The 24471-nt window shown below is 66.3% G+C and carries 23 protein-coding genes; 11 read left to right on the top strand and 12 right to left on the bottom strand.

Features of this window, described 5'->3' with window-relative positions:
- Window positions 1-519: 519 nt before the first annotated feature.
- Window positions 520-2451 (top strand): hypothetical protein, encoded by a 1932-nt coding sequence (locus tag AC1DY2_RS01605; protein ID WP_476760826.1) that lies wholly within the window; start codon window positions 520-522, stop codon window positions 2449-2451.
- Between the two features lie 62 nt (window positions 2452-2513).
- Here AC1DY2_RS01605 and AC1DY2_RS01610 read toward each other — a convergent pair whose 3' ends face one another.
- Window positions 2514-3740, bottom strand: a complete 1227-nt coding sequence (locus AC1DY2_RS01610; protein WP_476760827.1) for a serine hydrolase domain-containing protein — start codon at window positions 3738-3740, stop codon at window positions 2514-2516.
- A gap of 224 nt (window positions 3741-3964) precedes the next feature.
- Between AC1DY2_RS01610 and AC1DY2_RS01615 the strand changes: the two genes are divergently transcribed.
- On the top strand, window positions 3965-4327 hold the full coding sequence (locus tag AC1DY2_RS01615; protein ID WP_476760828.1) for a hypothetical protein: 363 nt from the start codon (window positions 3965-3967) through the stop codon (window positions 4325-4327).
- A gap of 10 nt (window positions 4328-4337) precedes the next feature.
- Here the strand turns inward: AC1DY2_RS01615 and AC1DY2_RS01620 are convergent, their stop codons facing one another.
- Entirely contained in the window at window positions 4338-5828 is a 1491-nt protein-coding gene (locus AC1DY2_RS01620) for an HNH endonuclease signature motif containing protein (protein ID WP_476760829.1), read from the bottom strand.
- Between the two features lie 308 nt (window positions 5829-6136).
- Here AC1DY2_RS01620 and AC1DY2_RS01625 point away from each other — a divergent pair, with 308 nt between their 5' ends.
- Entirely contained in the window at window positions 6137-7351 is a 1215-nt protein-coding gene (locus AC1DY2_RS01625) for an NAD(P)/FAD-dependent oxidoreductase (RefSeq protein WP_476760830.1), read from the top strand.
- A 75-nt stretch (window positions 7352-7426) separates the two neighbouring features.
- Entirely contained in the window at window positions 7427-8176 is a 750-nt protein-coding gene (locus AC1DY2_RS01630) for an ABC transporter permease (protein WP_476760831.1), read from the top strand.
- 46 nt (window positions 8177-8222) lie between these two features.
- Here AC1DY2_RS01630 and AC1DY2_RS01635 read toward each other — a convergent pair whose 3' ends face one another.
- Both AC1DY2_RS01635 and sigJ read right to left on the bottom strand, forming a co-directional pair.
- The gene (locus AC1DY2_RS01635; protein WP_476760832.1) at window positions 8223-9122 is read right to left on the bottom strand and encodes an SDR family oxidoreductase; all 900 of its coding nucleotides are present in this window, start codon (window positions 9120-9122) and stop codon (window positions 8223-8225) included.
- 41 nt (window positions 9123-9163) lie between these two features.
- Window positions 9164-10039 carry an RNA polymerase sigma factor SigJ gene (gene sigJ, locus AC1DY2_RS01640; protein ID WP_476760833.1) on the bottom strand — a complete coding sequence of 292 codons (876 nt, stop codon included), beginning with the start codon at window positions 10037-10039 and terminating at the stop codon, window positions 9164-9166.
- A 224-nt stretch (window positions 10040-10263) separates the two neighbouring features.
- Between sigJ and AC1DY2_RS01645 the strand changes: the two genes are divergently transcribed.
- A complete protein-coding gene (locus AC1DY2_RS01645; RefSeq protein ID WP_476760834.1) occupies window positions 10264-10569 on the top strand; it encodes a nitroreductase family deazaflavin-dependent oxidoreductase in 306 nt (101 codons plus the stop codon).
- 261 nt (window positions 10570-10830) lie between these two features.
- Here the strand turns inward: AC1DY2_RS01645 and AC1DY2_RS01650 are convergent, their stop codons facing one another.
- From AC1DY2_RS01650 to AC1DY2_RS01660, 3 genes are all read right to left on the bottom strand, one after another.
- Window positions 10831-11448 (bottom strand): DUF4230 domain-containing protein, encoded by a 618-nt coding sequence (locus AC1DY2_RS01650; RefSeq protein WP_476760835.1) that lies wholly within the window; start codon window positions 11446-11448, stop codon window positions 10831-10833.
- A 197-nt stretch (window positions 11449-11645) separates the two neighbouring features.
- Window positions 11646-11990, bottom strand: a complete 345-nt coding sequence (locus AC1DY2_RS01655) for a hypothetical protein (protein WP_476760836.1) — start codon at window positions 11988-11990, stop codon at window positions 11646-11648.
- On the bottom strand, window positions 11987-13276 hold the full coding sequence (locus tag AC1DY2_RS01660) for a hypothetical protein (RefSeq protein WP_476760837.1): 1290 nt from the start codon (window positions 13274-13276) through the stop codon (window positions 11987-11989). Before AC1DY2_RS01660 ends, AC1DY2_RS01655 begins: the two co-directional genes overlap by 4 nt.
- 436 nt (window positions 13277-13712) lie before the next feature.
- On the opposite strand from AC1DY2_RS01660, the gene AC1DY2_RS01665 reads away from it, so the two are divergent.
- On the top strand, window positions 13713-14174 hold the full coding sequence (locus AC1DY2_RS01665; RefSeq protein ID WP_476760838.1) for a hypothetical protein: 462 nt from the start codon (window positions 13713-13715) through the stop codon (window positions 14172-14174).
- A 129-nt stretch (window positions 14175-14303) separates the two neighbouring features.
- On the opposite strand, the gene AC1DY2_RS01670 is transcribed toward AC1DY2_RS01665, so the two are convergent.
- Complete coding sequence (locus AC1DY2_RS01670) at window positions 14304-14513, bottom strand: hypothetical protein (protein WP_476760839.1); 210 nt, start codon at window positions 14511-14513, stop codon at window positions 14304-14306.
- A gap of 350 nt (window positions 14514-14863) precedes the next feature.
- On the opposite strand from AC1DY2_RS01670, the gene AC1DY2_RS01675 reads away from it, so the two are divergent.
- Window positions 14864-15349, top strand: a complete 486-nt coding sequence (locus AC1DY2_RS01675) for a hypothetical protein (RefSeq protein ID WP_476760840.1) — start codon at window positions 14864-14866, stop codon at window positions 15347-15349.
- Window positions 15350-15361: 12 nt separating this feature from the next.
- Here AC1DY2_RS01675 and AC1DY2_RS01680 read toward each other — a convergent pair whose 3' ends face one another.
- From AC1DY2_RS01680 to AC1DY2_RS01690, 3 genes are all read right to left on the bottom strand, one after another.
- On the bottom strand, window positions 15362-15979 hold the full coding sequence (locus AC1DY2_RS01680; protein WP_476760841.1) for a hypothetical protein: 618 nt from the start codon (window positions 15977-15979) through the stop codon (window positions 15362-15364).
- 95 nt (window positions 15980-16074) lie between these two features.
- On the bottom strand, window positions 16075-17877 hold the full coding sequence (locus AC1DY2_RS01685; RefSeq protein ID WP_476760842.1) for an ABC1 kinase family protein: 1803 nt from the start codon (window positions 17875-17877) through the stop codon (window positions 16075-16077).
- A 5-nt stretch (window positions 17878-17882) separates the two neighbouring features.
- Window positions 17883-18452: a PadR family transcriptional regulator gene (locus tag AC1DY2_RS01690; protein WP_476760843.1), complete on the bottom strand. Its 570-nt coding sequence runs from the start codon at window positions 18450-18452 to the stop codon at window positions 17883-17885.
- Window positions 18453-18776: 324 nt separating this feature from the next.
- Between AC1DY2_RS01690 and AC1DY2_RS01695 the strand changes: the two genes are divergently transcribed.
- Window positions 18777-19646 (top strand): hypothetical protein, encoded by an 870-nt coding sequence (locus tag AC1DY2_RS01695; protein ID WP_476760844.1) that lies wholly within the window; start codon window positions 18777-18779, stop codon window positions 19644-19646.
- 368 nt (window positions 19647-20014) lie between these two features.
- On the opposite strand, the gene AC1DY2_RS01700 is transcribed toward AC1DY2_RS01695, so the two are convergent.
- A complete protein-coding gene (locus tag AC1DY2_RS01700) occupies window positions 20015-21001 on the bottom strand; it encodes an AbiTii domain-containing protein (protein ID WP_476760845.1) in 987 nt (328 codons plus the stop codon).
- A 476-nt stretch (window positions 21002-21477) separates the two neighbouring features.
- Between AC1DY2_RS01700 and AC1DY2_RS01705 the strand changes: the two genes are divergently transcribed.
- From AC1DY2_RS01705 to AC1DY2_RS01715, 3 genes are all read left to right on the top strand, one after another.
- Window positions 21478-22107 carry a hypothetical protein gene (locus AC1DY2_RS01705; RefSeq protein WP_476760846.1) on the top strand — a complete coding sequence of 210 codons (630 nt, stop codon included), beginning with the start codon at window positions 21478-21480 and terminating at the stop codon, window positions 22105-22107.
- Entirely contained in the window at window positions 22104-23534 is a 1431-nt protein-coding gene (locus AC1DY2_RS01710) for a hypothetical protein (RefSeq protein ID WP_476760847.1), read from the top strand. Before AC1DY2_RS01705 ends, AC1DY2_RS01710 begins: the two co-directional genes overlap by 4 nt.
- A 160-nt stretch (window positions 23535-23694) precedes the next feature.
- On the top strand, window positions 23695-24471 hold a 777-nt coding region (locus AC1DY2_RS01715; RefSeq protein WP_476760848.1), incomplete at its 3' end, for a Clp protease N-terminal domain-containing protein.

Consider the following 24471-nt stretch of genomic DNA (forward strand, 5'->3'; position numbering starts at 1 on the left):
CGTGGCGCTCGCCGCGGTGGCGGGCGCGATGGCGCAGATCCCGGCGATCGCGAGCGCCACGGCGCCCCCGGCGATGGTCTTCCTGAACGTCTTCATGGCAGTTCTCCGAATTCGTGATGGTGGGTACCGCAGTACGCCCCCAGGTGATCGCCGCATCTGCGCGCGCCGCGAGCCTATCCACGCCACGGATGCCGCGGGAATGGGGAGGACTGCCCTGCGGCGATCCGGCGCGTCTACGACGAGAGATGCAGCCTCTCCATGGGCGACGTGCTCGCGGTCGCCCTTTGAGGCAGCTTCCCGCGCGCTTCCGGCTTCCCGTTCGAACCAGCGCGACGCGCAGTCCGGGCGGACAGTGGTCGTGTGGCGACTGCCGCAGCTTCACTGCTCGAGGCGCCCTCCAGCCCCTCGACCTGTTCCCGCCGTTCGCACGGTTCGGCCGGTTCGGTCAGTTCCGTTCGGCCGACCACGCCGCACGCCGGAATCGCCCCTGTTTCCGAGGATCCGTTCCCCCATGGGTCCGTGCCGGTCATGCAGCGCCTGCAGTCGACAGCGGGCAATCGCGCGGTGGCACTCCAGCTGCAGCGTCGGAGCTGGTTGGACGGGCAGAGCAGTCGTCCCGTACCCGTCGACCAGACGCGCATGCCGTCCGATCCGGGCGAGCAGTTCGCCGCATCCGTGACGCGTCAGGTTCAGCGGCAGCATGCGCCGGCCGACGCCGGCCCGCCGGCGGGCGCACCGCCACAAGTCGGTCCTGCAGCGCAGCCCGCACCGCCCGCCACTGCGGCCGAGAACGCCGAGGTCGAGCTGCCCCAGGAAGGGTCGCTCCCCATCGTGTTCTCCGAGACGCCCCGCACGTGGAAGCTTGACACCGAGGAGCTGAACAAGCTCAAGATCGGCGCGGGCCAACTGAGCATCCCACCTGTCCCCGCGGCGAAATGGCTCTCCGTGGCCGGGCGTATCGGTGCAGAAGATGGTGGGAAGGTCGACGCCGGACTGACCTTGTCGCCGGTGAGGGGTGAGATCGCGGGTGCTCTCATCGCCGCCAAGCGGCCCTCCCACGCCACGGCCGGCATGATCGGGGCAGCGATCGGCGGCATCCATGGCGGACTGCTCGGTGGCGCCGTCGGACTTGTCGGTGGACTCCCGGGTGCGCTCTACGGTGCGAGGTGGGGCGCCGGCTTCGGCGGGGCACATTTCGGTAGGGCGGCCGAAGCGATCGCCGCGCGCTTCGACGGGCGCCTGAAGTTGACGGCGACGCTTCACGAAGGCGCAATTTCGGGTCATCTCTCGCTCCACTACGAGCCATTCCTCGGCCTTACTCTGAGTGCAACCGGGTTCAGCTGGCTCGCCGATCTCGACGCGAAGCTTCAGACGTGGATGGATCTGCGCCTGCGCCCGAGCGCCAGCCTGGCCGGCTCCCTTGTCGAGCTCGAGTTCGAGGGTGGGAAGCTGGTGCGAAGCCACTTCAGCGTGACTCCCCGACTCACCATGGCGATGAACTTCGCCGCGATGGCTCGACTGATGATCGCGCTTCGACTCTTGCCGTTCATGAACCGGGCGAGGTTCCCAGACGCTGGCGATGCGACCGTCGGTCCGGTCAGTGAGGTGCGACTCCTTCAGTCGGATCGCTTCCGGCTCTTCGACCTATCCACCTCTCGATCGTTGGTGGCGGCGCTGCGGTTGGTCAAGGGTTCCCCGCTCGAGCTCGAAGATTCCAAGCTCGGCATCGATGAAGCGACGAGCATGAAGGCGCTTGTTCCGGAGGCGATGGCCAAGGGCCAACCCCTGCCCAGTGGTGACGAACCGCCGACCCCCGGCTCTCCAGGCGCGGGACCGGTGGAAGCGGACTTCGCGCTCGCTCCCGGTGACGTCATCCTGGTGCGCTCGACCGCTCGACTGGGAGGCCGTCAAGGGTGGTTCCGGGGCGAAGTGCTGGGATTCGAGCGTCGATCGGCGACGCGAGCCGGCGATCCTGGAGAGACGTTGTTCTTGGTCTATCAGGTGCAGTTCCCAAACCAGACCGCCACCATCCGCACCAACGGAGCGGAAGCGCTGAACGACCTCAACATGGGCGATGCGGCAGTTCGGCTCAGGCGGTTCGCGGACCCTGTGCTGCGCGAATCGCTGGCGCCGTACCTGAACAATCCGCTCTTGCGGGTGGGCGCGAATGACGCCGGGTCCATTCCCGCCACTGGAGCGATTCCGTCCCAGCGTGAGCGTGACCTGATCCAGCCGATCGGCAATGCCGGCGGCTGCCATATCGGAACTGGTCACTCAACCGGCGGGCGGTCCTGGGTGGCGGACCACCAACGACCGACAGCTCTGGTCGATGCACGGGCACTCCTCGACCCGGGACCACAGCGGCTGTATCCGATGTGCCCCGCGGATTCATCTCGGCAGGGCGCGTTGGTGCGGAACATCCTGCGAATGTGGCTCGGCCGCGCTCCGTGAGCATTTCGGGCACGAGGCGTCGACGAAACCGGCGCAACCGGGCGTCGACACTGTCGGCGAAGTCATCCCCAAGGGGCGGCGCACGGCTCGGTCGGCGAGCCCTTGAGCACGCGACCGAGCAGCGGCGCCAGCGCCTTCGTGACCTCGAGCACTGCCTCGCCGGTTCCGCCGTCGCCGTTGCCGAGCATCGCGAAGACCGCGCCGGTCTCCGGGTAGTACGCCACGCTGGTGCCGTACCCGGGTTCGGCTCCCGCGTGCGAGACGCTCGTGACGCACCCGCTGTCGACGTCGTACTCGACGCCCGCACCGAGGCCGTAGCCCGCCCCGGAATTTCCGGGGACCGGCGCGAGATCCGCATACCGCGCGGCCTGCAGCTCGGGAGTGACGCCGGCACCCTCGCCGAGGGCCTCGCCCCACGCGTGGAGGTCGTCGAGGGTCGAGACCATGGCGCCGCCCGCCCAGCTCTCTCCGTTCGACCAGTCGACGGTGTCGACGGGCTCGCCGAGTTCGGGGCAGAAGAGCGAGTACCCGTGGGCCAGGGGAGCGGCGACCTGCCCGTCGGGAGCGAACCGGCTGCGGTCCATGCCGAACGGCTCGGTGATGCGGTCGCGGATGAGGGTCGCGAGGTCGGTGCCGGTGACCTGCTCGAGGATGCCGCCGAGGAGGAAGTAGTTCGTGTTGGCGTACTCGAATCCCTCGCCCGGCGCGAAGTCGGCGCGAGGCGTCGCCGCGCCGACCGCGATGAGTTCGTCGGACGTCGGAATGGCCTGCGGGGCGCTGCAGATGCGGTCGACCTGCGCCCGGCCGGACTCGCCGATGCCGCTCGACTGGTTCAGCAGCATCCGCACGGTGATGTTCGACGCCTCGGGGAAGTCGGGATACCACCGGTCGAGCGTGTCGTCGAGACTCACGTCGAATTCGGGCTCGCCGATCACCTGCAGCATGACCGTGCCCACGATGGTCTTGGTGATGCTGCCGATCTTCTGCTGGTTGTCGCGGCCCATCGGCTCGCCCGTCTCGACGTCGGCCGTGCCTCGCGCCGAGATCCATTCGTCCTCGCCGGGGATCCACATCCCGACGATCACGCCGGGTATTCCGGATGCCGCGAACCCGTCGTCGAGGGCCGTCTCGAGTTGGGCGCGAAGCGCGGGGTCGAGCGCGGTGCCGGATGCCGTGGGCTCGGCCGATTCGCTGACGCTCACGGGTGCGGCGACGCATCCGCTCAGCATCGCGATGACGGTCGCTGCGACCGCAGCCGCCGCGACGTTCGCCCACTCCATGTTCCGCATGACCAGCCCCTCGGCGTCGCGCGGGACGCAGTCGGATCGCGCTCGGCATAGACAACGAGGTCGTGACCATGCCGTGGCCCCTCGCTGAGGCTAGGGATCCGGATCGCGGGGCGGGAGCAGGTGCCCCCATCCGCGACCCTATGCCCCATCACCCGGTTGATCGGGATCTGGGCCGCCCCAGTGCGGGGGCCGAAGGAGTCGCCTCGGCAGGCCACAATGACCGTATGCACGAAGAGGTGCTCGTGAGCAAGATCGCCAACGCGCTGGTCGAAGACGTGAACGTCCACGTGACCGTGCCGGTGGTCTCGCTGTTCCGCTCCGCCTGGGGCGGTTTGTGGGTCGGCGGCCGGGTCACGCTCACCACGCGCACCGTCAGCTTCTCAGCGAACGGGATGAACCGTCTGATGCACTCGGGGACCCTCGACGTCAGCGTGCCGCTCGCGAAGGTCACCGATGTGAAGGTCCTCCGGGGACTCTTCACCAATATCGTGGCGATCACCACCCTCGAGACGGTGTTGAAGGTTCGCTGCTACGGCGCCGCGAGATTTGCGGAGGCAATACTGGCTGCGCGCAACCGGCTCGCCTGATCGGCGCTGGTCACGCCGCCCTCTCCTCGCGCAGCTCGAAGCGCGCCCGGCCGCCGAGTCGGGGAACCTGCGCCGGGTCAACGTGCGGTGGCGGGATGAACCACACCTCGTTCGGGCTCGGAAGGATCTGCCACCCCTCGCGGTGGATCATGTGGTGGCAGAAGCTGCAGAGCATCACCCCGTTCGAGAGGTCAGTCGGGCCCGCATGCCGTTCCCACCAGGCGATGTGGTGGGCTTCGACGTAGGCGATGTTCTGACCGCACGAGGCGCAGCCGCCGTCGCGCTCGCCGAGTGCGAGTCGTTGCGCCTTGCTGAACAGCCGGGCGGCCCGTCCGAGGTCGAGTGGGATGCTGTCGCCGCCGAGGACGGCGGGGACGAGTTCGGCGTCAGCCGCCATGCGACGGGCCGTCGCGGCGCAGACGGGCTGATCGAGGCCGTCGATCTGCGCGTGACCGAGTCCGCTGACCAGCGTGTCGAGGTCGACGCGAACGACCACCGTCGTCTTCGCGAGCGGCGTGAGCGTCTGCGCGCAGCCGAGCGTGTGCCGGGCGAGCGCCGCGAGCGCATCCGCCTGGATCTGCGGAATCGAACGTCGGTCATCCACGACAGCGGCGCCTTCGCCTACGCCATCGCCGTCGCCGGCCTGGCGTCGGCGCAGCACGTCGCTCACGAGCACCTCGATCGCCGTCTTCACCGGTGCGGCGCTCTCGGGGTCGAGGCGGGCGTGCAGGTGCACCATGCCGTGGCCGTCTTCGCGCATCGTCAGCGAACGCTCCATGCGGAGCTCGTCTTCTCGCGGCTCGACGCCGTCGGGGTCGAGCCGTGCCTCTGCTTCGCGAACGCCGCGAAGGAGCGTCTCGAGCGGCACCTGCACAGCCAGTGCGACGAGCGCCGCCTCGATGTGATCGACCCGACCCGCCTCCGCCCGTGCCGACGCGCGGTCGAGCATCGAGGTGATCGCGGATGCCGCCTCGATGCCGATCTTCGCGGCCGCCAGGGCAGCKGCCACGTGCGGATGCCGCGACGGGAGGCGCTCACCGCTGAAGGTCTGCCGTTGTGCGGTGACGCTGCCGACGGTGATCAGTCGTTGCGCATCGGCCCGCGACGCGCCGGTGGACGCGGCGATCAGTCGCGCCGGGTTGTGGAACCCCTGGGCCTTCGCCAACCCGATGTCGCCGAACTCGGGCCCAGATCGCTTCGTCACCTCGGCGGCGACCCTGGCCAGCACCGCGTCGATGTCGCGCCGGACCAGCGCCAGCGCATCGGTGACCCGCATGAGCCCGGTGTCGCTCATCTGCTCCACCTCGAGCTGCACGTCGCCACGCACGGCGCCCCCCGCCGGCATCGAGCCCGCCCACGCTTCGCCCAGCGCGGCGACATCGCGCTCGAGCGCGACGAGGCCGACCGCGCCCGGCGACGTCATCGACTGCGGCGCCGGCACCCGCGCAGCTGCCTGCGCTGACAGCGCCGGTGCCGGGTGCGACGGCGGGAACTCTTCCATGCTTCGATCATGCACCCACCCACCGACATCCGATCGCGTATGAAATCGCTCCTGACCAGCCATTAACCCTGTCAACAACTCCGCCCACCAGCCCCCTGTGGAGGACGAGTCGCAGCCCCGATCACCCGCGGGCACCCGCGCCTGCAGCGCCGCCGATGGGCAGTCGACGACAACGAACGTCGAGGTTGGCCCCAAAGCCAGGTAGACCCAGCGAGCACTCGACGCCCGTCGAGTCAAGCGGTCGCTTCGTCGCGGAGCGGCGCATAGGTTCGGATCCGGCTGCGCATCGACGTTCCAAGGAGGCAGTCATGACTCACCACCGCATCGTGATCATCGGCGGAGGCAACGCGGGACTCTCGGTCGCCGGGCGACTCCATCGGCACGGCGTCGGTGACGTGGTGGTGATCGAACCACGTGACCAGCATCGCTTCCAGCCGTTGTTCTCGCACGCGGCCGGTGGCGTCGCTCGCGCCAGCATGACGGTGCGGTCGCAGGCTTCCGTCATGCCCAAGGGCGTGGGGTGGATCCGGGAGGCCGTCGTGGATCTCGACCCCGACGACGACGCCGTCGTGCTCGCGTCGGGTCGTCGCGTCACGTACGACCACCTGATCGTGTGCCCCGGGATGCAGCTGGACTGGGACCGTGTCCCCGGCCTCACCGCCGCCCTGAGCACACCGTCGGTCGCATCGCACTACGAATTCGAGCTGGTGCCCAAGGCGTCTCGCCTCCTCCGCGACCTGCGCCGCGGAACCGCCGTCTTCACGCAGCCGCCGGGGCCGGCGAAGTGCGCCGGTGCGTCGCAGAAGCCCATGTACCTGGCGTGCGACTACTGGCGCGCGACTGGCGTGCTCAGTGACATCCGTGTCGTGATGATCGTGCCCGACCCAACCGTGTTCGGGATCCCGGAGATCGACCGGGAGCTCGAGCGGAAGATCGCCGAGTACGGCATCGAGCTTCGAACCGGAACCGAGCTGCGCTCGGTCGACGGAGCGAACCGCACCGCCGAGATCGGCCCCGTCGCTGTCGGCCCCGTCGGCGGCGGTGGAGCGAGCGAGCGCCTGCAGTACGACGTGCTGAATGCCGTGCCGCCCCAATCAGCTCCCGACTGGCTGAAGTCGACGAGCCTCCCGGCCGCCGGCGATTCCGGAGGGTTCGTCGAGGTCGACCCCGAGACGCTCCGCCACGTGCGCTACGACAACGTCTGGGCGCTCGGCGACGCTGCGGCGACTCGCAACTCCAAGTCGGGTGGCGCGCTGCGCAAGCAGACCAAGGTCCTCGCCGAGAACGTGCTGGCCGTGCTCGACGGGAAGGAGCCCGCGTCTCGCTACGACGGCTACACCGTCTGCCCGATCACGGTCGCGCGCTCCACGGTCGTCTTCGCCGAGTTCGACGACCAGTACCGGCTGAAGCCCACGATCCCGTTCTGGAAGTCGCTGTCTCGCGAGCGCCGCCTCTCGTGGCTCTTCGACCGGCACATCCTGCCCTGGGTGTACTGGCACATGATCCTCAAGGGACGCGCCTGAGCCCGCGCGTGTGTCTCGGCAGACCCGCGGATGCCCCGACGCGCCTGAGCACGATCTGGCCGTAGAGTCTGCCGCATGGACTGGAGCGTTGCCCTCTCGACGTTGATCGGCGTCAGCGCGCTGGTGGCGATCACCGCGATCGCGCTGCGGCTCTATGGCGTGAAGCAGTGGTACGCCGGAGCGTTCGCCATCCTGCGGGCCGCCGTGCAGCTCGCCGCCTTGAGTCTCGTGCTCTCGATCGTCATCGAGGAGCTTCTCTGGGTCTGGCTGGCGCTGGGTGTGATGCTGCTGGCCGCGATCCTCACGGCCGGCCGCCGCCTGCACGCCGACTGGCGGATGCTGCTGACGATCGCGGGGGTCATGGCAGGTTCCGCCATCGTGACGCTCGCGGTCATCTTCGTGTCGGGGGCGGTGCAGCTGACGCCGCAGTACGTCCTCGCGATCGGCGGAATCGTCGTGGGCAACACGATGACGATCACCACGCTGACGGGGCGACACCACCACTCGTCCGTCGTGGCACGTCGCGACGAGGTCGAGGGTTGGCTTGCGCTCGGGGCAACGCCGCGGCAATCCACCATCGATATCGCCCGCATCGCCGTGCGTGAAGCGCTCATCCCCTCAGTCGACCAGACGCGAACGACCGGTCTCGTGGTGCTGCCGGGCGCCTTCGTCGGCGCGGTGTTCGCCGGCGCATCACCGATCGAGGCCGGTCGTTTCCAACTGATCGTGCTCGCGGGAATTCTCTGCGCCGGTGCCCTGGTCGCCGTGGGCCTCAGTGAGTCGATGAGCCGGTCGACGACGGTGCCGACGCAACATACGCAATAGACGCAATAGACGCAATCGGGACCAGCCGGATGCCGCGGCCTCCCGCTCAGCCGCTGACCCGCAGGTCCTTCCACCCGAACCCGCCGGGCTCGGGCAGCGACTCCCGAATCTGCTCGGCCGTGAACCTGCGCCGCGGGCGAAGGTCGTCGGGCACGGATGCCGCGGGCGGCGCGGCATCCGTCACGCCCTCGGCCAGCATGCGCACCTGCGCCTTCGCGACGAGCGGCACCTTCATGGTCCACTCGGTCACCTGCGCGAGCGCGTACTGCGCCCACACCGGCCACGGCACGACGACCACGCGACGGCCGACGACGGATGCCACGCGCCGCACCGCCGTCGACAGCAGCAGCTGCTCGGCGCCGACGACCGCGACGGTCGCCCGGGGCATCCGGCCGTCGATCGCGGCGACGAGGATGTCGGTCAGGTCGTCGATCGGGATGGGCCGGATGGGCTTCTCGCGGAAGCCGACGGTCGCGAACACCGGCAAGGTCTGCACGGTGTGGCTGAGGTGGTCGATGAGGTGGTCGCCGCGGCCGTAGATCATGCCGGCCTTGAGGATCGTGTAGTCGAGTCCCGAGTCGCGGACGAGCTCCTCGGCCGCCCACTTCGACTCGTGGTACGGCGATCCGCAGTCGGGCCGCGCCCGCAGGAAGCTCAGCATGATGACCTTGCGCACTCCGGCCTGCTTGGCCGCCTCGATCACGTTCGCGGTGCCCTMGATGTGCACGCGCCGGTAGGTCTGGCCGCCGATCTCGCGGTTGATGCCCGCGCAGTGCGCCACGACCTCGCACCCCGCGAAGGCCCGCGTCAGCGCGTCGACGTCACCGGTGTCGACGCCGGTGCGTCGAGAGATGATGACGGATGCCGCGGGCCCGAGCCGCTCGGCCAGGTGGCGTCCGACGAAGCCGGTGCCGCCGGTGATCGCGGTGCGAGGGTGCTGGGTCACGTCGTGAGTCTAGGGGCGCGGTCGCAGACCGCCCGGAGCACTCAGTGCACGTGGGTGAGCTTCTTCGGATTCCCGATGCCGTGGATGGCCGAGATCCGGTCGTCGGCGAACTCGAGCGCGAGCACGGCGATGACGCGACCCCGCCGGCGAACGACGATCCCGGGCTCGGCGTTCACCTCCGCGGCCTCGAAGTCGAGACCAAGCCCGCCGACCGCGGCGAAGAACTGCCGGGCGACCGTCGCGGCGCCGACGACGACCTCGGTCGTGGCGTCGGGGAAGGTGCCGCCGGAGTCGAAGTGGCCCGAGACATCCTCCGCAAGCACTGCGACCAGCCCGGCGAGGTCACCGTCGGACGCCGCCGCCGCGAATCGCTCCGACAGTCGTCGGGCAGCGGCGGGATCGATGGAGAACCGGGCCACGCCCTGCGCAGCGATCCGCTTCCGCGCGCGTGACGCGGACTGGCGCGCGCTCGCCGGGCTCACGCCGAGGACGTCGGCGATGCGGTCGAAGTCGAGGTCGAAGACGTCGTGGAGGAGGAACGCCGTGCGCTCCGCGGGCGTGAGTTGTTCGAGCACGACGAGCAGCGCCATCCGCACCGAGTCGTCGAGTGTGACGCGGTCCTCGGGAAGCGTCCGCTCGTCGGTGACGATCGGTTCGGGCAGCCAGGGCCCGACGTAGGCGCGACGGGAGTGCTCGTGCGCGCGAAGCCGGTCGATCGCGAGCCGGGACGCGACCGTGATCAGCCACGCGCGCGGTTCGTCGAGCGGCTCCGCGTCGGGCTCGTCGCTGCGGGCGAGCAGCCGGAGGTACGTCTCCTGGGTGACATCCTCCGCCTCGGCGACAGATCCGAGCGCTCGGTAGGCGACGTCGCGGACGACGTGGCGGTGCGCGGTCCACAGGTCAGCGAAATCGGTCATGACAAGAAGACGATCCACCCGGGTTGAATGTGACGCAAGCACGGATTGCCAAGCGCGGATGTCGCTGTCGGATGTCACATCCGCCGCTGCTCATCCGTTCCCCCTGTATGAACGAGATCTCTGAACAGTCCCGACCACCCGAGGCGCGCGTCGGCGGTGGGCCGCCGCGCCGTCTGRCGAACGCGACTGCACCGGTCGCGCGGGCCCTGGCAGGTCGCCGCTGGGTGCCGCTCTGGGCGCTCGTTCGCCATCGCGGACGTCGCAGCGGCACCGCCTACGAGACCCCGATCGCGGTGGTGCCGACGGCGGATGCGTCCATCGTGATGATCGGCCTGCCGTGGGGCGCGAAGACCAACTGGGCGCGGAACGTCGTGGCGGCGGGCGGGGCGTCGCTTCGGTGGAAGGGGCGTGACGTCGAGCTCGGACATCCACGAATCGTCGACGGCGCGGCGGCGGAGCGGCTCGCGAAGGCGCCGTTCCGGCCCGTGCTCAAGCGATTCCCCGCGGCCATCGTGCTCGATCGCCGGTGAACGTGGAGCTGTGGTGAGTGCCGATCACCCGCGCCCGCGCCGCCCGAACATCCCGCCGAACACCGCGTGCAGCAGCGGGATCACCGACACGATCATCAGCGCCACGCCCCACACCGGCTCGTCGAGCCGGAGCAGGATGCCGCCGATGAAGAGGCCGACGAAGACGACCGCCGAGACGATCCGGCCGGCGGTGCGCTCGAGCTTCGCCAGGCGCCGCTCGATCCGCGGCGAGTTCGCGACGAGGCGCTTTGCCAGATCGAACTACTCGTCGAGGAACCTGACGTCGACTCCGAGCGAGTTGAACATCCCGGTCAGCATGGCCTTGGTGTTGTCGACCGCACGTTGCTGCAACTCCGACTCGCCGGCTGCGGCTGCCAGCTTCGTCTCGGCGAGCGCGAAATACTTCGCCTGCTGAGGGGTCTCCATCGCGTCGGCGATCCGGTCGAGAACACCACGGTCCTGGGCGAATACGTAGGTCCGATCGTGATCGAGGTTGGGCTTGTCGAGTTGCGCATCCGGTAGCCGGACCGTCACCGATTTGCCGTCATCTGACAGCGTCAGGTCGGTGACGGCGAGGCTCGACAGATCGACATATGCGTCGACAGTGCCCGCCGCCACGAGCAGCGTCCGTCGTCCGGTAATAAGATCAGGCAGCCAATCCGCGCCATCCTCGTCCTTGTCGACCACCACCTCGAAGTTGCCGACCGCGGCGTGGTATTCGCTGATGTCGGTGATCGACTTCAGCAGAACCGGTTGGCTCCTATCGGTCTGGTTCATCGGGTACAGGCTGACCCCCAGCGCGCTGGCCACGCCGAGCCCGATCACCGCCATGAGCGCGCCACCCACCCAAGGGGCGATGCTCTTCAGAAGTACTGTCATGATCGGACCCTCCGAGTGAGATGCCGCGGTGCATTCGAACATCGATGTCGAATGACTTGCCCTGCGTAGCAAGAGATGATGCTGGGAACTGTGATGGCGGTCGTGCACAGGCGAGCAGGCCGTTGGACACGGATGCCGCGGGCGATTCGTCACGGCCGAAGCCACTGACTGACGGCGACCTGCTCAGGCCGAGGTGCTCATGAGTTCAGCGCGGCTTCGTATGCGTGTGCAGCCTCGTCGATCTCCCACCGTTCTACGTACGAGTCCTCGGGGATGAGGTACGGGCGGTCGTAGGAGGCGCCGTTGGTGCACATGTAGTCGTCGTGCCAGTCGTCGTTCATGGTCGGATCCCAGTAGCATCCCCACGCCTCGACAGGGTCGCTGTACTCGGCGGGCGGAGCCTCGGCGGGTGGGTCGGGTACGGCCTCAACGGGCTCGAGGTTGGGCTGTTCGTAATTATCGAGGCCTTCGGTGCTCGTGCATCCGGCGAGGAGGTAGACCGAGGCGACGGCGAGAATGACGGTGACGATGGGCTGTTTCACGATTGGCTCTCGGGGCTCTGTCCGACCGCATCCTCGTCCTGGGTAGGCGACCCGGTCGGCTGCACGTCGCGCTTCTTCGACTTGAACAGACCCGCGACGCTCCCGCCCACACCCTTCACGGTCGTGAGCGCCCGCGGCTCGTCGGGGATCCCGTCCCCGTCGATGTCGACGCTCCGGAACGCGCGCGTGACGTTGCCGGTAKCGCTCGCGACGCTGCCTCCCACTGTCCCCGCGGTGTTGGCAATCCAGCCTCCCGTCGCCGTCGCGGCGTCCTCGAGGGCGGCGAGAGCACGGTTTGGCTCGGCGTCGAGGTCGCTGGTGGCGGAAGTTCCCTTGATGGCACTGGTCAGGTGCGCCGGGAACAGCTCCGGCGCATCCGCGAACGCCACCCGGGCGGCGTTGATGACCTCGCGACCGAAAGCGAAGCGCGTTACACCGCCTGCCAATGCGGCGACTCCGTATTCGACCGTTGCCTGCTGCTTCCCGCTGAGGTTCTCGCGCACGGCGTCCAGCTGGCCTGTCTGGATGGTTCGCACCAGGCTCTGCGCCGCCCCTCCAGGGAGCGTGTCCGCGAGTGTGTTCGCCCAATGCGACCAGTCCGTGCGGCCAGCGGCGACTCGGTGGCCGACATCAACGACGCCTCCCGCAGACACTGTCGCGATGTCCGTGGCCATCATCGCGATCTGCTGCTGGCTGACGCGTTCGTTCGTCAGACCGTAGACAAGTGCGTGAGCCTGAGCCTGGTCGAGCTCCATTCCGTGGATGTCGGCGATTGCGAGGCCGAAGATCGCGGTGATCTCGAACTGCAACTGCTCATCGCCCGCGGGTAGGAGGCCTGCGACATGTTGAGCCCCGCTCTTCGCAGCACCCAGCGCCACGCCCTTTGCGGCTACTTTCACGGCAGACTTCGCAGCCTCTTTGCCAGCCTTCTTCGCCGCCCGTTGGCTCGCGCTCTTGACGCCAGCTGTTGCAGGCCCGGCGATGGGAATCATCGCGATCGCGACATCAGCCGCGATCGCGCCTGCCGCGATGACTGCACCTGCGGTCGTTATCGCGGTGGCGTAGCTTCGCTCGAGCATCCGGATCACTTCGGCGGGAGTCGCGTCTGGATGCCGGCGGCGAAGGCGCAAGACATATTTGCGGGCGATCGAATGACGCGCGCTAACGGCCTTCGCGATATCACGCGTGGCGGTCTCGTCGTTGAGCTCCGCTTCCAGCGTGATGGCCTCGATGGGTGCGAGTTCAGTCCCAGTGGCAGGTGCGATTTCGGGCAGAGTCGTGGTCATCGACGTCGGGTCTCTCTTGTGAGGGGGTGGCTGACTGGCTGTTTCGGCGTCTACGACGGTCCCACGCCCATGATGGCGGTTGCGACGCCCACTTCGCGCCGCCCGGGCGGCACTCGCCCCAGAACTGGGGGCACGAACGTCCTCAGCCGCAGATCGACAGGTCGCGCTGCCGAACCCGCGCGATCCCGGCAGTGCGGTGCAGATCTGTACGGCGGTGAACGTGGCGAGGAGCAGGTCGTGCGGCATCGATGCCGCGGCCGGCTCGGCATCCGTCACGGCCGCGGCGAGCCTGCAACCTGCACCATGGCGACGGTCCCTACGACGATACTGAGACCGCCCTCGCCGGTGGTTCGATGCCCGCTGGAACTCGTTGTAGTTGAGCGGCGTCGGCTCGCGGGCGATGGATCACGTTGCAGCAGAGGCTTGGAGGCTTCGGATGGACGGATGGATCGCTCTCGCAGCGGGTCTGATCGGCGCTCTCATTGGTGGGGCAGCTGCACTTGCCGGCAGCCTCATCGCATCGAGGGACACAAAGCAGGCCCGCGCTCAAAATGCGCTGAAAGCTGCAAGAGATGAACGGATGGCTGCGTACGCTCAGCTCCTCACCGCCGCCCGGAAACTGCGTTACCTCGCTCGAGGCGAATCCGTCGGCGGCTGGACGGAAGAAGAGATCAAGACCGAACTGTCGACCGCGCAGTACGTGATCGAGATGCTTGCTCCGAAGGAAATGATTGCGCTGGGCGAAGCGGTACGCGGAAAGACACTCGTCTACTCAGGAGCGAAGGACAAGAGTAAGGACGAGGTCGAACGCGCCGAGCTTCGGGAGGTGGCGCGTGCGGCGGTAGACGCATTCACGGCGGGCGCGAGGACCGACCTGCGGCTCGAGTCCGGGTATTGAGGGTGGTAGATCGCTTCTGTGATCTCGCATCAACGGTGGTGACGGCGAAGCCCTAGAGCGCGCCTGCTGGAGATCACCCGCGCCCGCGTCGCGCGAACACCCCGCCGAACATGGCGTGCAGCAGCGGGATCACCGACACGACCATGAGTGCGACGCCCACACCGGCTCGTYGAGGCGGAGCAGGATGCTGCCGATGAAGAGGCCGACGAAGACGACCGCCGAGACGATCCGGCCGGCCGTGCGCTCGAGCTTCGCGAGGCGCCGCTCGATGAGCGGGGAGTTGGCGACGAGGCGTCCCTCCTCGACGCGGTCCACGATGGCACCGAAGCGCTGCGGCATCTGTGTCACGCCTCGTGGCGCTTCCGAAGCTCGAAACGAACAACATCGATCGCAATTTCTGATCAGCCGACCTCCGAGATGTGTGGCATCGGCGTCGCCGCTCGATTCCGGCCGGTGACCGTGCCGCCCGGAAGCGGACGCCGGGGACCGTGAACAAGAGCGCCGGACGGGAGCGGACGCCGCCATTTGGCGACCATAGGACCGGTCAGGGGAGACCTCGGAGGAATCCAGTCGAGGCCGAGCGACGAAACTGAGAAAACCTTGCGTGCGATCGCATCTCAGAGGAGACTCCGTGAGCAACGCGGTCGACGAGCTCCGCTACATCCGCGCGAYCCCTCAAAGGAGTGACTATGACCCGACATGGACTCACTGAGACCGAGTGGGACAATGTGGTCTTCGTACCGCTCGTGGTCCTCTACGCGGTCGCCTATGCAGACGGGAAGTTCTCGTATCCCGAAGCGAACGTGTTCGGCAGCAGCGCGAAGAGCATCGCGAAGGCGCCGTTCCGCCCGCAAGACGCCTTCACGCGCGACGTCATGGCCGCTGCGAACGAACCCTCGACAATCCCGAAGCTTGAATCGGCGATGGCGGCGGGGATGGACTTCGCGACGATCCTCGAACAGGCTCGCGGCGCCATCGAGGCAAAAGTGGATCCGGCTCAAGCCGAGGTCTTCCGCAACACGATGGTGCAGCTCGCGAAGAACATCGCCGAGGTGATGCCGATCTTCGGAACAAGCGTTACTCGTGAGGAACGCGAGGTGATCGAAATGATTGCCGCCGCGCTCGCGGTTCGCAAGGTGAGCCAGCCGTTCACGCCCTTCGCCAACGATCCCTGACGCTCGTAGCGGTCATCCAAAGAGCCCGGAGATGCGAGGCATCCATTCGCTCGTCCAGATCAGGGCTGCCTTTTGGGAGCGCAGATACTCCTTGCCAAACAGCCGCGTGAAGCTCGCGGTCGATGGCTTCGCGGTCATCACCTCGCGCGCAGCCGCGAAGCTGGCCTCCAATAAAGACGAGTACCCGTCCCGTAACCGAGGCGTTCGAAGAAATTCGCGCGCACTCTCCTGAGTGACGACATCCGGCGGAGCGATATTCCCCACCGACAGCGACATGCACCACTTCGGATTCATGTCGTCGGGATCGATCACCCGATCCAGACCAGGGGCGCCGTACCTCTCCTCGCGGGCGTTGTCCATGAGGTAGCCGACGGTCGGATAGGTAGCCCAGAGGAATTGGTGCCAATCGGCGGCACGGACTTCGTCGGTAAGAAGCGGAATCCACCCGTCGAGCTCGTTTCCCCAGCACGCGTGAATGGTCATCGAGTTGGGAATCGGTCCGGGCGTCAAGTAGAGGTACGTGGTGCCGGCGGGTTCTTCCGAAACTGTGGTGAGAGCCAGGTACGACGGCGTTGCGAAGAACTCCGTTCCGGCTGTGCCGGTCGCCGTCGCATCGAAGAAGAACCTCATGGTGACTCCGTACCGAGCCCGAACCCCTGGGCGCCTATTCTTGCGCGCCTCAACGAGGAGGACCAGTCCCCTTTTCGGGCCTGGGGCGAGCCCCCTCAGCCGCGCCCGCGCCGCCCGAACATCCCGCCGAACACGGCGTGCAGCAGCGGGATCGCCGACACCACCATCAGCGCGACGCCCCACACCGGCTCGTCGAGGCGCAGCAGGATGCCGCCGATAAAGAGGCCGACGAAGACGACCGCCGAGACGATCCGGCCGGCCGTGCGCTCGAGCTTCGCGAGGCGCCGCTCGATGCGTGGGGAGTTGGCGACGAGGCGTCCCTCCTCGATGCGGTCCGCGAGGGCATCGAAGCGCTGCGGCATCCGTGCGACAGTCGTGGCGAAGGTGAGCGCCTCCTTGCCGAGCGCCTGCACGATGTTGCCGCGCTCGTCGCGCAGGAGCTTGCCGGCGTAGGGCTCGACCGCGTCCCACATGTTGAAGTCGGGGTCGAGCGAGCTGCAGAGGCCCGACGTCAGCGACATCGCCCGGATGATGAGCAGGAAGTTCTCGGGCAGCTGGAACGGCAGCGCCCGCATCACCTCGCCGAACTCGATCGCGAAGCTGCGCAGCTCGCGCTCGTCGATCTGCCGCACCTCGGCGAGGCCCATGCCCCCGAAGCGCGCGAACAGCTCGGACATCGCCCGCTCGAGTTCCTCGGTGTCGGCCGACGGCAGCAGGATGCCGACGCCACGGATGCTGTCGACCAGGCGCTTGCCGTCACGCGCGGCGACCGCGAGCAACAGCTGCTGCAGTCCGCGGCGCAGCGTGTCGGGCACCTCGCCCATCATGCCGAAGTCGATGAAGGTGAGCCGCCAGTCGAGGGAGGAGGGGGAGCCAGCGGATGCCGCGGCGGAGGCTGTGGGGGATGACGCCCGCGTCGCGGCATCCGGTGCCCACGCGGCATCCGACAACTGCTCGACCGGCGTGACGAAGATGTTGCCGGGGTGCGGGTCGGCGTGGAAGAAGCCGTCGCGGAAGAGCTGGTCGAACATGACGGCCGCGAACTGCTTCGCGACCGCCTTCGGGTCGATGCCCGCCGCCAGCAGGGCCTCGCGGTCGTTGATCTTGATCGCCGTCACATCGGCGAGCGTCAGCACGCGGCGCGTCGTGCGCTCCCAGACGACTTCGGGCGCGGCGACGCGCGGGTCGCCGGCGAAGCTCGCGGCGAACCGCTCGGCGTTGCCCGCCTCCTGCAGGTAGTCGATCTCCTGCAGGCTCGTGACGGCGAACTCCTCGACGAGCGAGGGGAGGTCGACGTGGTTCGCGACGAATCGCACGCGGCTGAGCCACCCGGCGACGCGGCGCAGCGCCGACAGGTCGACGTCGACGATCGTCTCGATGCCCGGTCGCTGCACCTTGACGACGGCCTCGTCGTATCCCATGTCGGCGGCGTCGATCGGTGCGAGCGTGGCGCGGTGCGCCTGACCGAGGGATGCCGCGGCGAGCGGTTCGGGGTCGAACGACGTGTACGCCTGCTCGAGTGGCACGCCCAGCTCGGCGCTCGCGAGGCGCCGGATCGCGTCGAACGGCACGGGCGGCACTTCGTCCTGGAGGCCGGCGAGCTCCTTCGTGATCTCGGGCGGCAGGATGTCGAGCCGCGACGAGAGGTACTGGCCGACCTTGATCATGAGGCCGCCGAGGTCGACCGCGAGCACGTGGAAGCGCTGGGCGATGCGGGTCAGCCGCGCCTCCCGCCCGCGCGCGGCGACCTTCGCCAGGCCGAAGCGCGGCAGCACGAGCTCGTACCACCACGTCTGCACGATGTATCGCGCGGCGAACCGCAGGATCCGCCGGTAGCGGGCACGCGTGTTGCCGACATCGGGCGTCGGGTCCCCAGGACCCCGACGTGCCGAGGCCACCGAGGTCAGTCCTGCGCGAGGATCGAGTAGAGACGACGACGCGCCTCGTCGAGCGCCTCGACCGCCTGCTTGACCTGCTCGGGAGTGCCCGTGCGCTGCACCTGCGCCGCCGCCTGTGCGAGCTCGATGCCGGCCTTCGGAAGCGCCCCCATGCTGCCGGATTCGCGCGAGCTTGAGGTCTTCCACGGCGCGTCACGATCAGCGGATGCCTCGACCTCGACCCGTCCCGCCTCGGTGAGCGAGTACGTCTTGCGGCCGTTCGACTCCTCGGCGCTGATGAGCCCCTCGTCGGCGAGCAGCTGCAGCGTCGGATACACCGAGCCCGCGCTCGGCTTCCACGCGCCGCCGCTGCGCTCGGCGATCTCGCTGATGATCTGGTAGCCGTGCATCGGCTTCTCGGCGAGGAGCGAGAGCACCGCCGCGCGAACGTCGCCGCGGCCCATGCGCGGTGCGACCTTCTGCTCGAACATGCCGCGGAGTTGCTCCATGGCCTCCCACAGATTCGGCCCGGAGCGGCCCTGCCCCCACCCGCCTGAGCCGCCGGTGAAGTTGTCGCCCATGTACGAAGCGCTCATGATGTCCTCCCTGAACCGGGCGGTCGCCCGGTCTCGACGATATATCAACGATATATCGTTGGCGTGAATCGGGGTAGACCCCGATCCGTGCGTGTGCCCCGCCTTGGGCACTTCTGCTGACCCGCAGAACTCGGCGATCAGCGCATCTGACCCTGGTAACAAGACCCAGCTCATGAGTCCACTCAGACGTTTATGGCCACATAAAGTATTCGCCCCCACCGGCGCCGACACCGCGCGCTACGCCGGTCCGACGAAGAGCTCTTGGCGCTGCACGGCTTCTTGCGTCAGTGGTGATTAGCCCAGCCGGCGGTCTGACATCACCTGATGGCCTTCTGGCATGATCTCCATGTGCAGTCAATGGAGTCGGAGACAATCACGTGGTCTAGCTTCGTTTATCCGATCCATCATGCCGAGCACGCAAAGCTCGATCGCAAGCAGCGGCAAGCAGTGCGGCATTACGCGGAGATGGTGCAGAGGCTCGTCAAGAAGCGAGACCAATATCGATCGCGGGTAGCGAGTATCCCGAGAAGCGGCTTGGGTATTTCGCTTCAGCCCAATGCAGAAATGCAGGAAGACCTCTTCGAGATCGCTCACGGATTCTTTGAACACCTCTACTCCACCCTTGGCGCACTTGCGTCGGTTCACGGGCGCATCAAGGTCTTCGGCGTAGACCCGCCGATAAGCAGTGTCGAGAAATTCCTTGCGTGGTGGGCAAGTCGACCGAACTTCTGGAAGCAGGAGCAAGCTGTGTCGCTTCTTCTTGAGGCCCGCAACTTTCGAACCCTCCTGGCGCACCCCCAGCAGCAGGTGGTCTTCGACTGGGGCACTCGGACACTCGTGGAAATGAGGACGGTCGCAGTCGTGCTTCACGGCGAAGCTAGTTCAAAGGGGGCAATTCCGACAGGTGCCGTTCTGGATTCAATCGATCAAAGCGAGTGGGTGTTCCAGGCTCCTGACATGAGCGTTGTACTCGACGCGCTCCTTACCCTTACCTCGGTGACGTTTCATCGAATGGCCGGTGCATTCCCGTTGACGTCGGAAGAGGAGACGTGCACTTGGGAAGCAGATGGGTTCGGCTCAGCACCTGCAATTGCTCTTCAGAAGTTAATCGCCGAAGCTGTAGGCCAAGATCCCGTAGCTCCTCACGCCGACTTCCCATCAGCCCGAATCCGACCAGCAGGCCTCATCAGGTAGTCGACGAATGCGCCGGGCTGTCGTAGCGATTCGCTGAAGAGGTCCGATTGCTAGCCGCCAGATCGTTGATCTACGAGCAACCGGCGCCCTGAGCGTGATGTAAGTCTCGCGACCCGCGGTGGTGCCATCCGAACCCGCGGGCAGGGCTACCCGTCGCAAATCAGCTACGCCTAAAACGGGACTCAGGAGCAGGTCGTGGGGCAGTGATGCCTCGGGCAACGCAGCATTCGTCACACCTCGGCGAGCGGGGGTTTCGTGACGCGTGACATATTCATGGCCCCACGGCGTCACCTTGGTTAGTGCTCGCTCAATCGGCCCTGGCGCCACCCGAATGCCACGCGCCGCACGGCCTTGGAAGGCGGTGGCTGCTATGACACATCAATATGTTCGTCAGCTTCGACAATCCCGGCCATTTCGGGCAACGCCTCGCGGTCTAGCGTGAGAATTTCTCCAAGGACGATGTACGTACTCAGAAAGAGATATCGGGCCTCGTGACCAGTAACTACATCGGTCTTGTGTACGGCGGCGGAAATTCGATCGTAGACGTGGTTCAAATTGTTGCCGATTCGCGCTGCGCGCCCCCCTGAAACTCCACGCTCGTGAATATATGCGTTGAGGCGGTTCTTCACCTTGTCCGCTTTGACCTCCAACAGGCGCCCACCACCCACGTCGTAGGGTTCGTCTCGAGCGACAAACACATGATCAGCTACAGCGTCGATGAGTTGGCGGCAGGTTGTCATGGCTTGGCTGATAGCGGTCGAGTCATTGGTCCCCAACCGTTCAGCCACGCTATCGATCGCCTTCAATGCGTCTCCAGTCATCCCTGACAGGCGACCATCGACGGCTGCGCGCGATTGCTCGAAAAGCGTCGCCTGCAGCTCACTGAACTTCAACTCGGCGTAGGTTTCCGCGGCGAACTGGTAGATCTGCGCATCTACAGCGCTCAATACCTGCCCCAGGCTGGCGATCAACTTGGAAGAAGTATTGATCTGCTGGGCGCGATTGCTCATCGCCAGAGCGACGTAATCGCCCGAGAGACTAGCTTGAGCTGAGTGTCCGACCAGTGCGGTTTGCGTCGCGTCTCGTGTCGACTCGATATGCGCAGAAGAGCTCCAATAGCCCTTATCGTTTGCCCTGTCTGTCCACCGCTTGGTGAGCGACATCCAGCGGCGCCCCGCGTCATCGCCAGGTAGGCCATTGATCTCGTAACCAAGCCAAACCTGCGCGTCTGCGTTGCGAGCCAGGCGGGCGAGGCGCATCGCCTTTAGAACGCGTCGCGATGTCGACGTTTCTGCTAGCTCCACGTCCTTGAGAAGGTCTTCTGCAAGCTGGAGGGACTCATCCTGGCGGGTCACGGTGCAAGCTTATTTGGCCCCGCCGACGCCCCATCACCTTCGCGCTGGGTTCAGCCAAAGTAGCTCTGTTGAATAGTCTGACTTGACGGGAATTCTCCTGCGCGTCAGTCCTGTGTGCTTGACTCCGGGGGCCACCGACGCGGCTGCCTTGCCGCCTACCGACGACCATGCGAATGAGCAGTATGCGCAACTCTCGGAGAGCAATTTCAACTTCGCTCCTCCAATTGTTTGTTCTTCGAGCCCGCGATTTGGGCCTAGCGGTCGTCCTTCTACTGCGCCCTCATCCGTAGGTTGTTGCTCCACTGGCGAATCCAGCTTCGATCCCGCACGCTGTGCGCTCGACGATGGCCTAGTCAGGAGAAATGGGTTCTCGATTTGTTCAGTTGGCCTCGGAACTGATGGGACGTCCGTGGGTCGCGCTAGCGTCGACGTGTCGATCACCATCCCCTTTCGGGAGGCAGCTCACGATGACACCGGTGTCATATGCTGAGCCCAGCTTGGCTAGTGGCGATGGTGACAGGGGTCGGAAGTTGGCATTACGAGCAGAGGCTGCGCACGAGCAAGGTCGCACGGGGGTATTCGCCGCAAAAACATGGCTTGAGAGCACGACCTATCTTTCTCTTGGCCTTGACGCTTACAGGTTTGCTCCGGGCTGCACTGTTACTTGTCTCGACGACAGCAAACAGACGTTTGACCTTCGCGGGCAGATCTACGAGCGTCATCACGAGCTGTTCGTTGAGGTCAAGACTTATACGGTCGTTGGGGGCCAGAAGAAGGCGTATGACGACTTCCTAGCGATTGCCTATAGCGCAACGGCGAAACAGATGGAGGACGTTGGCGACCCCAAGGCCGAGTTCATGTGGGTGACCACATATCCGTTCGATCAAGGCAAATGGCTGTCACTGACTTCCCGGGAGCGAATTAAGAAGGCGCTCGAACGGGACCAATCTGGCATCCTCGGCGGTCGCGCTCTGGATGAGGAGTTGCTGACAACAATGTCTGATCGCATATGGCTACTCGTCCTCAACGAGCGCCAGCATGAGTTGACTCTCACGCCTTCTGAGTTGTCATCCGTGGAATCCGTCCTCCAGAGAAAGACGAAATGATGACCGACGAAACAATCTCGGTGGTCGACGCCGTTCGTAGGGCTATGTCAGCAACCCGGCCTGACGACATCGTGGAGGGCGTCAAGAACGCAGTCTCGAGCGAAATCCTGCATCTGGACCCGACCCTCACCGTGCGGCAAACCAGTTACTTCAATCACACATATATTCCAGACCTCGTGGTCGGGTGGAACGAGCAAGGTCAGCGACATGAACGCCGGATCTTTCTACGCGGCTCACTAGGCGCGGTTCTCGACAGCTCCGACATTCTGGGCCTTTCTGATCAGGAGCCGGTGCTTCTTGGGCTGACGGAGGAGAGCGAAGAGGTTCTCACTGCCCTTCGCGAACGCCTGCCGAGGACGACTCGCTCCCTCGCGACCGAAGTGGCTTCGGTCGCGCGAATTACGGAGGAGCGAGACCCAAGTCGCTCCGACTCTCAGCTTTCGAACCTGGTTCGCACGAATCTCATTCGAGGAGGTCGTGGTCTATTAAGTTCGAGAGAGGCAGAGCGGATTGGCACGGTCGAGAGTGGCGATCCCAGGGTCGCCCTCGATGCATTCCAAGAAACTGTGGAAGATCTGTTCGTCGGTGCAACAGCGGAACGATTGAATCGAACTGCCTCCCTGCTCTCCACGTTCTTCGACGCAGAACTGTCGGCGGAGGTGCTTGAGCAGATTCGCGAAGACCCGCTTTCGGATGGCGAGCTGGGCATCGTGTTGCCATACCTTCTTGCGCGCGCTTCCAGTGTCGTAGCCGACGGGCTTTGGGAAGCATTTGGCTCCACCTTGACGCTTGAACGTATTGAGAACTTGGCGGGGGTTCTCGAAGGTTACGATTTGACGCCTCTCGTGACTCCCAACGCACACCGGCTGCTCGGCAAGCGAGCACTTCTTGCTGCGAATCCAGACGAGCTCGCGGCAGACGACTTTTCAGCTCGGCCGGCTCAGTGGCGGATGCGATCCCAGTTGCTAAGTGCCGACATCGCATCTTGGGCGCTCTTCGTTTCATCGGACGGGCGACGGCTGCGTGGGCGGGACGGTGGCGCTGAAGCACGATGGGACGAGATTTCAGGGGAACTCCGCCAGTTCGCTCTGCACGCGGTCAAGTTGCATGGGTTGTCTCGGAAGTTGGAAGTTGCCGGAGAGAACCCAGGCGAGGTTCGTAGCGACGTCGAGAGTATTCGCGACCTAATCGATGATGATTTTCACGTCCCGGAGGTCATTGTCAGCGATGCCCATGATGAAGACGTCCCTCAGGCCGTCGTCGAATTCGCTGCAGGAACCGTGACCGGCACGAACGTTCCCGTTGACTTTCTCGTCAAGGCTGCCTCATTGCTCGCGCGGCGGCAGCCGTTCTCGGCAGAAACACTTGCAAGGCTCACGCTCTTTGACGCGCGACAGATGGGTTTCGGGTCAGCCGATTCTGTGTGATGCGCCGAGCTGTGTAGGAGTTTCCGGCGGCACGATACGCTGCCCAGTCTGTCCATCCGATTCCGATCGCGTCGAACAATTCCGGGAGTGACACCGGGAATACCCGCGCCCGCTCCTTGTTGAACTTGAGCGTATCCAACTCAAGTTCCCAGGAGGATTGGTGCCCGAAGACTTCAACCCCGAAGCCGGCGCGAGCTCGTTCGACGAGTTCCTCAGCCGGTACCTTGCGGGTGAGCAGGCGCGACAGGCTCGGTCGATCGACCTCAGCCGGTTCCTGACCGCCCGCACGCAAGGCATCCTGCAGCAGGCAGGACGTTTCGCGCTCGAGCGCGGCCAGACCGAGCTCGACGCCCTGCACATCCTGCGCGTGATCGTCGAGGACGAGAGCGTGAAGCAGGCCGTCGCCCGCATCGGCGTGGCCCCCGAGCGGCTCATCACCGCGACGGAGGCGCGCCTGCCCGCGGCATCCGACCCTGCCGACATCAACGCGGCCACGATCACGCCGAGCGCCAGCCGCGCGCTGTTCCACAGCTACCAGGTGGCGCGCTCGGCCGGTTCGACCTACATCGACCCCGAGCACCTCTTCTTCGCGCTCGTGCTCGGGCAGGACGCCCCCGCCGGCCAGGTGCTGGCGCGCGCCGGCGTCACCGCTGAGGCGCTCACCCAGAGCGTGCGCGACACGGTCATGGGCGAGCCCGGCACCGAGCAGCAGACGGATGCCGCAGGCACCGGCTCAGCGGCATCCGCGACCCCGATGCTCGAGAAGTTCGGCACCGACCTCACCGCGCTCGCCGAGAACGGCGAGCTCGACCCCGTGATCGGACGCGTCGACGAGATCGAGCAGGCCATCGAGATCCTCAGCCGTCGCACCAAGAACAACCCGGTGCTGATCGGCGAGGCCGGCGTCGGCAAGACCGCGATCGTCGAGGGCCTCGCC

It is taken from the genome of Agromyces sp. P1_H4 (genome assembly GCF_056405255.1).

Coding starts and splice junctions, on each gene's coding strand:
- AC1DY2_RS01615 (WP_476760828.1), top strand. CDS start 3,965: ATGCACGAAGAGGTGCTCGTGAGCAAGATCGCCAACGCGCTGGTCGAA.
- AC1DY2_RS01675 (WP_476760840.1), top strand. CDS start 14,864: ATGACCCGACATGGACTCACTGAGACCGAGTGGGACAATGTGGTCTTC.
- AC1DY2_RS01625 (WP_476760830.1), top strand. CDS start 6,137: ATGACTCACCACCGCATCGTGATCATCGGCGGAGGCAACGCGGGACTC.
- AC1DY2_RS01610 (WP_476760827.1), bottom strand. CDS start 3,740: ATGCGGAACATGGAGTGGGCGAACGTCGCGGCGGCTGCGGTCGCAGCG.
- AC1DY2_RS01650 (WP_476760835.1), bottom strand. CDS start 11,448: ATGACAGTACTTCTGAAGAGCATCGCCCCTTGGGTGGGTGGCGCGCTC.
- AC1DY2_RS01690 (WP_476760843.1), bottom strand. CDS start 18,452: ATGAGCGCTTCGTACATGGGCGACAACTTCACCGGCGGCTCAGGCGGG.
- AC1DY2_RS01630 (WP_476760831.1), top strand. CDS start 7,427: ATGGACTGGAGCGTTGCCCTCTCGACGTTGATCGGCGTCAGCGCGCTG.
- AC1DY2_RS01695 (WP_476760844.1), top strand. CDS start 18,777: ATGGCCTTCTGGCATGATCTCCATGTGCAGTCAATGGAGTCGGAGACA.
- sigJ (WP_476760833.1), bottom strand. CDS start 10,039: ATGACCGATTTCGCTGACCTGTGGACCGCGCACCGCCACGTCGTCCGC.
- AC1DY2_RS01710 (WP_476760847.1), top strand. CDS start 22,104: ATGATGACCGACGAAACAATCTCGGTGGTCGACGCCGTTCGTAGGGCT.
- AC1DY2_RS01680 (WP_476760841.1), bottom strand. CDS start 15,979: ATGAGGTTCTTCTTCGATGCGACGGCGACCGGCACAGCCGGAACGGAG.
- AC1DY2_RS01665 (WP_476760838.1), top strand. CDS start 13,713: ATGGACGGATGGATCGCTCTCGCAGCGGGTCTGATCGGCGCTCTCATT.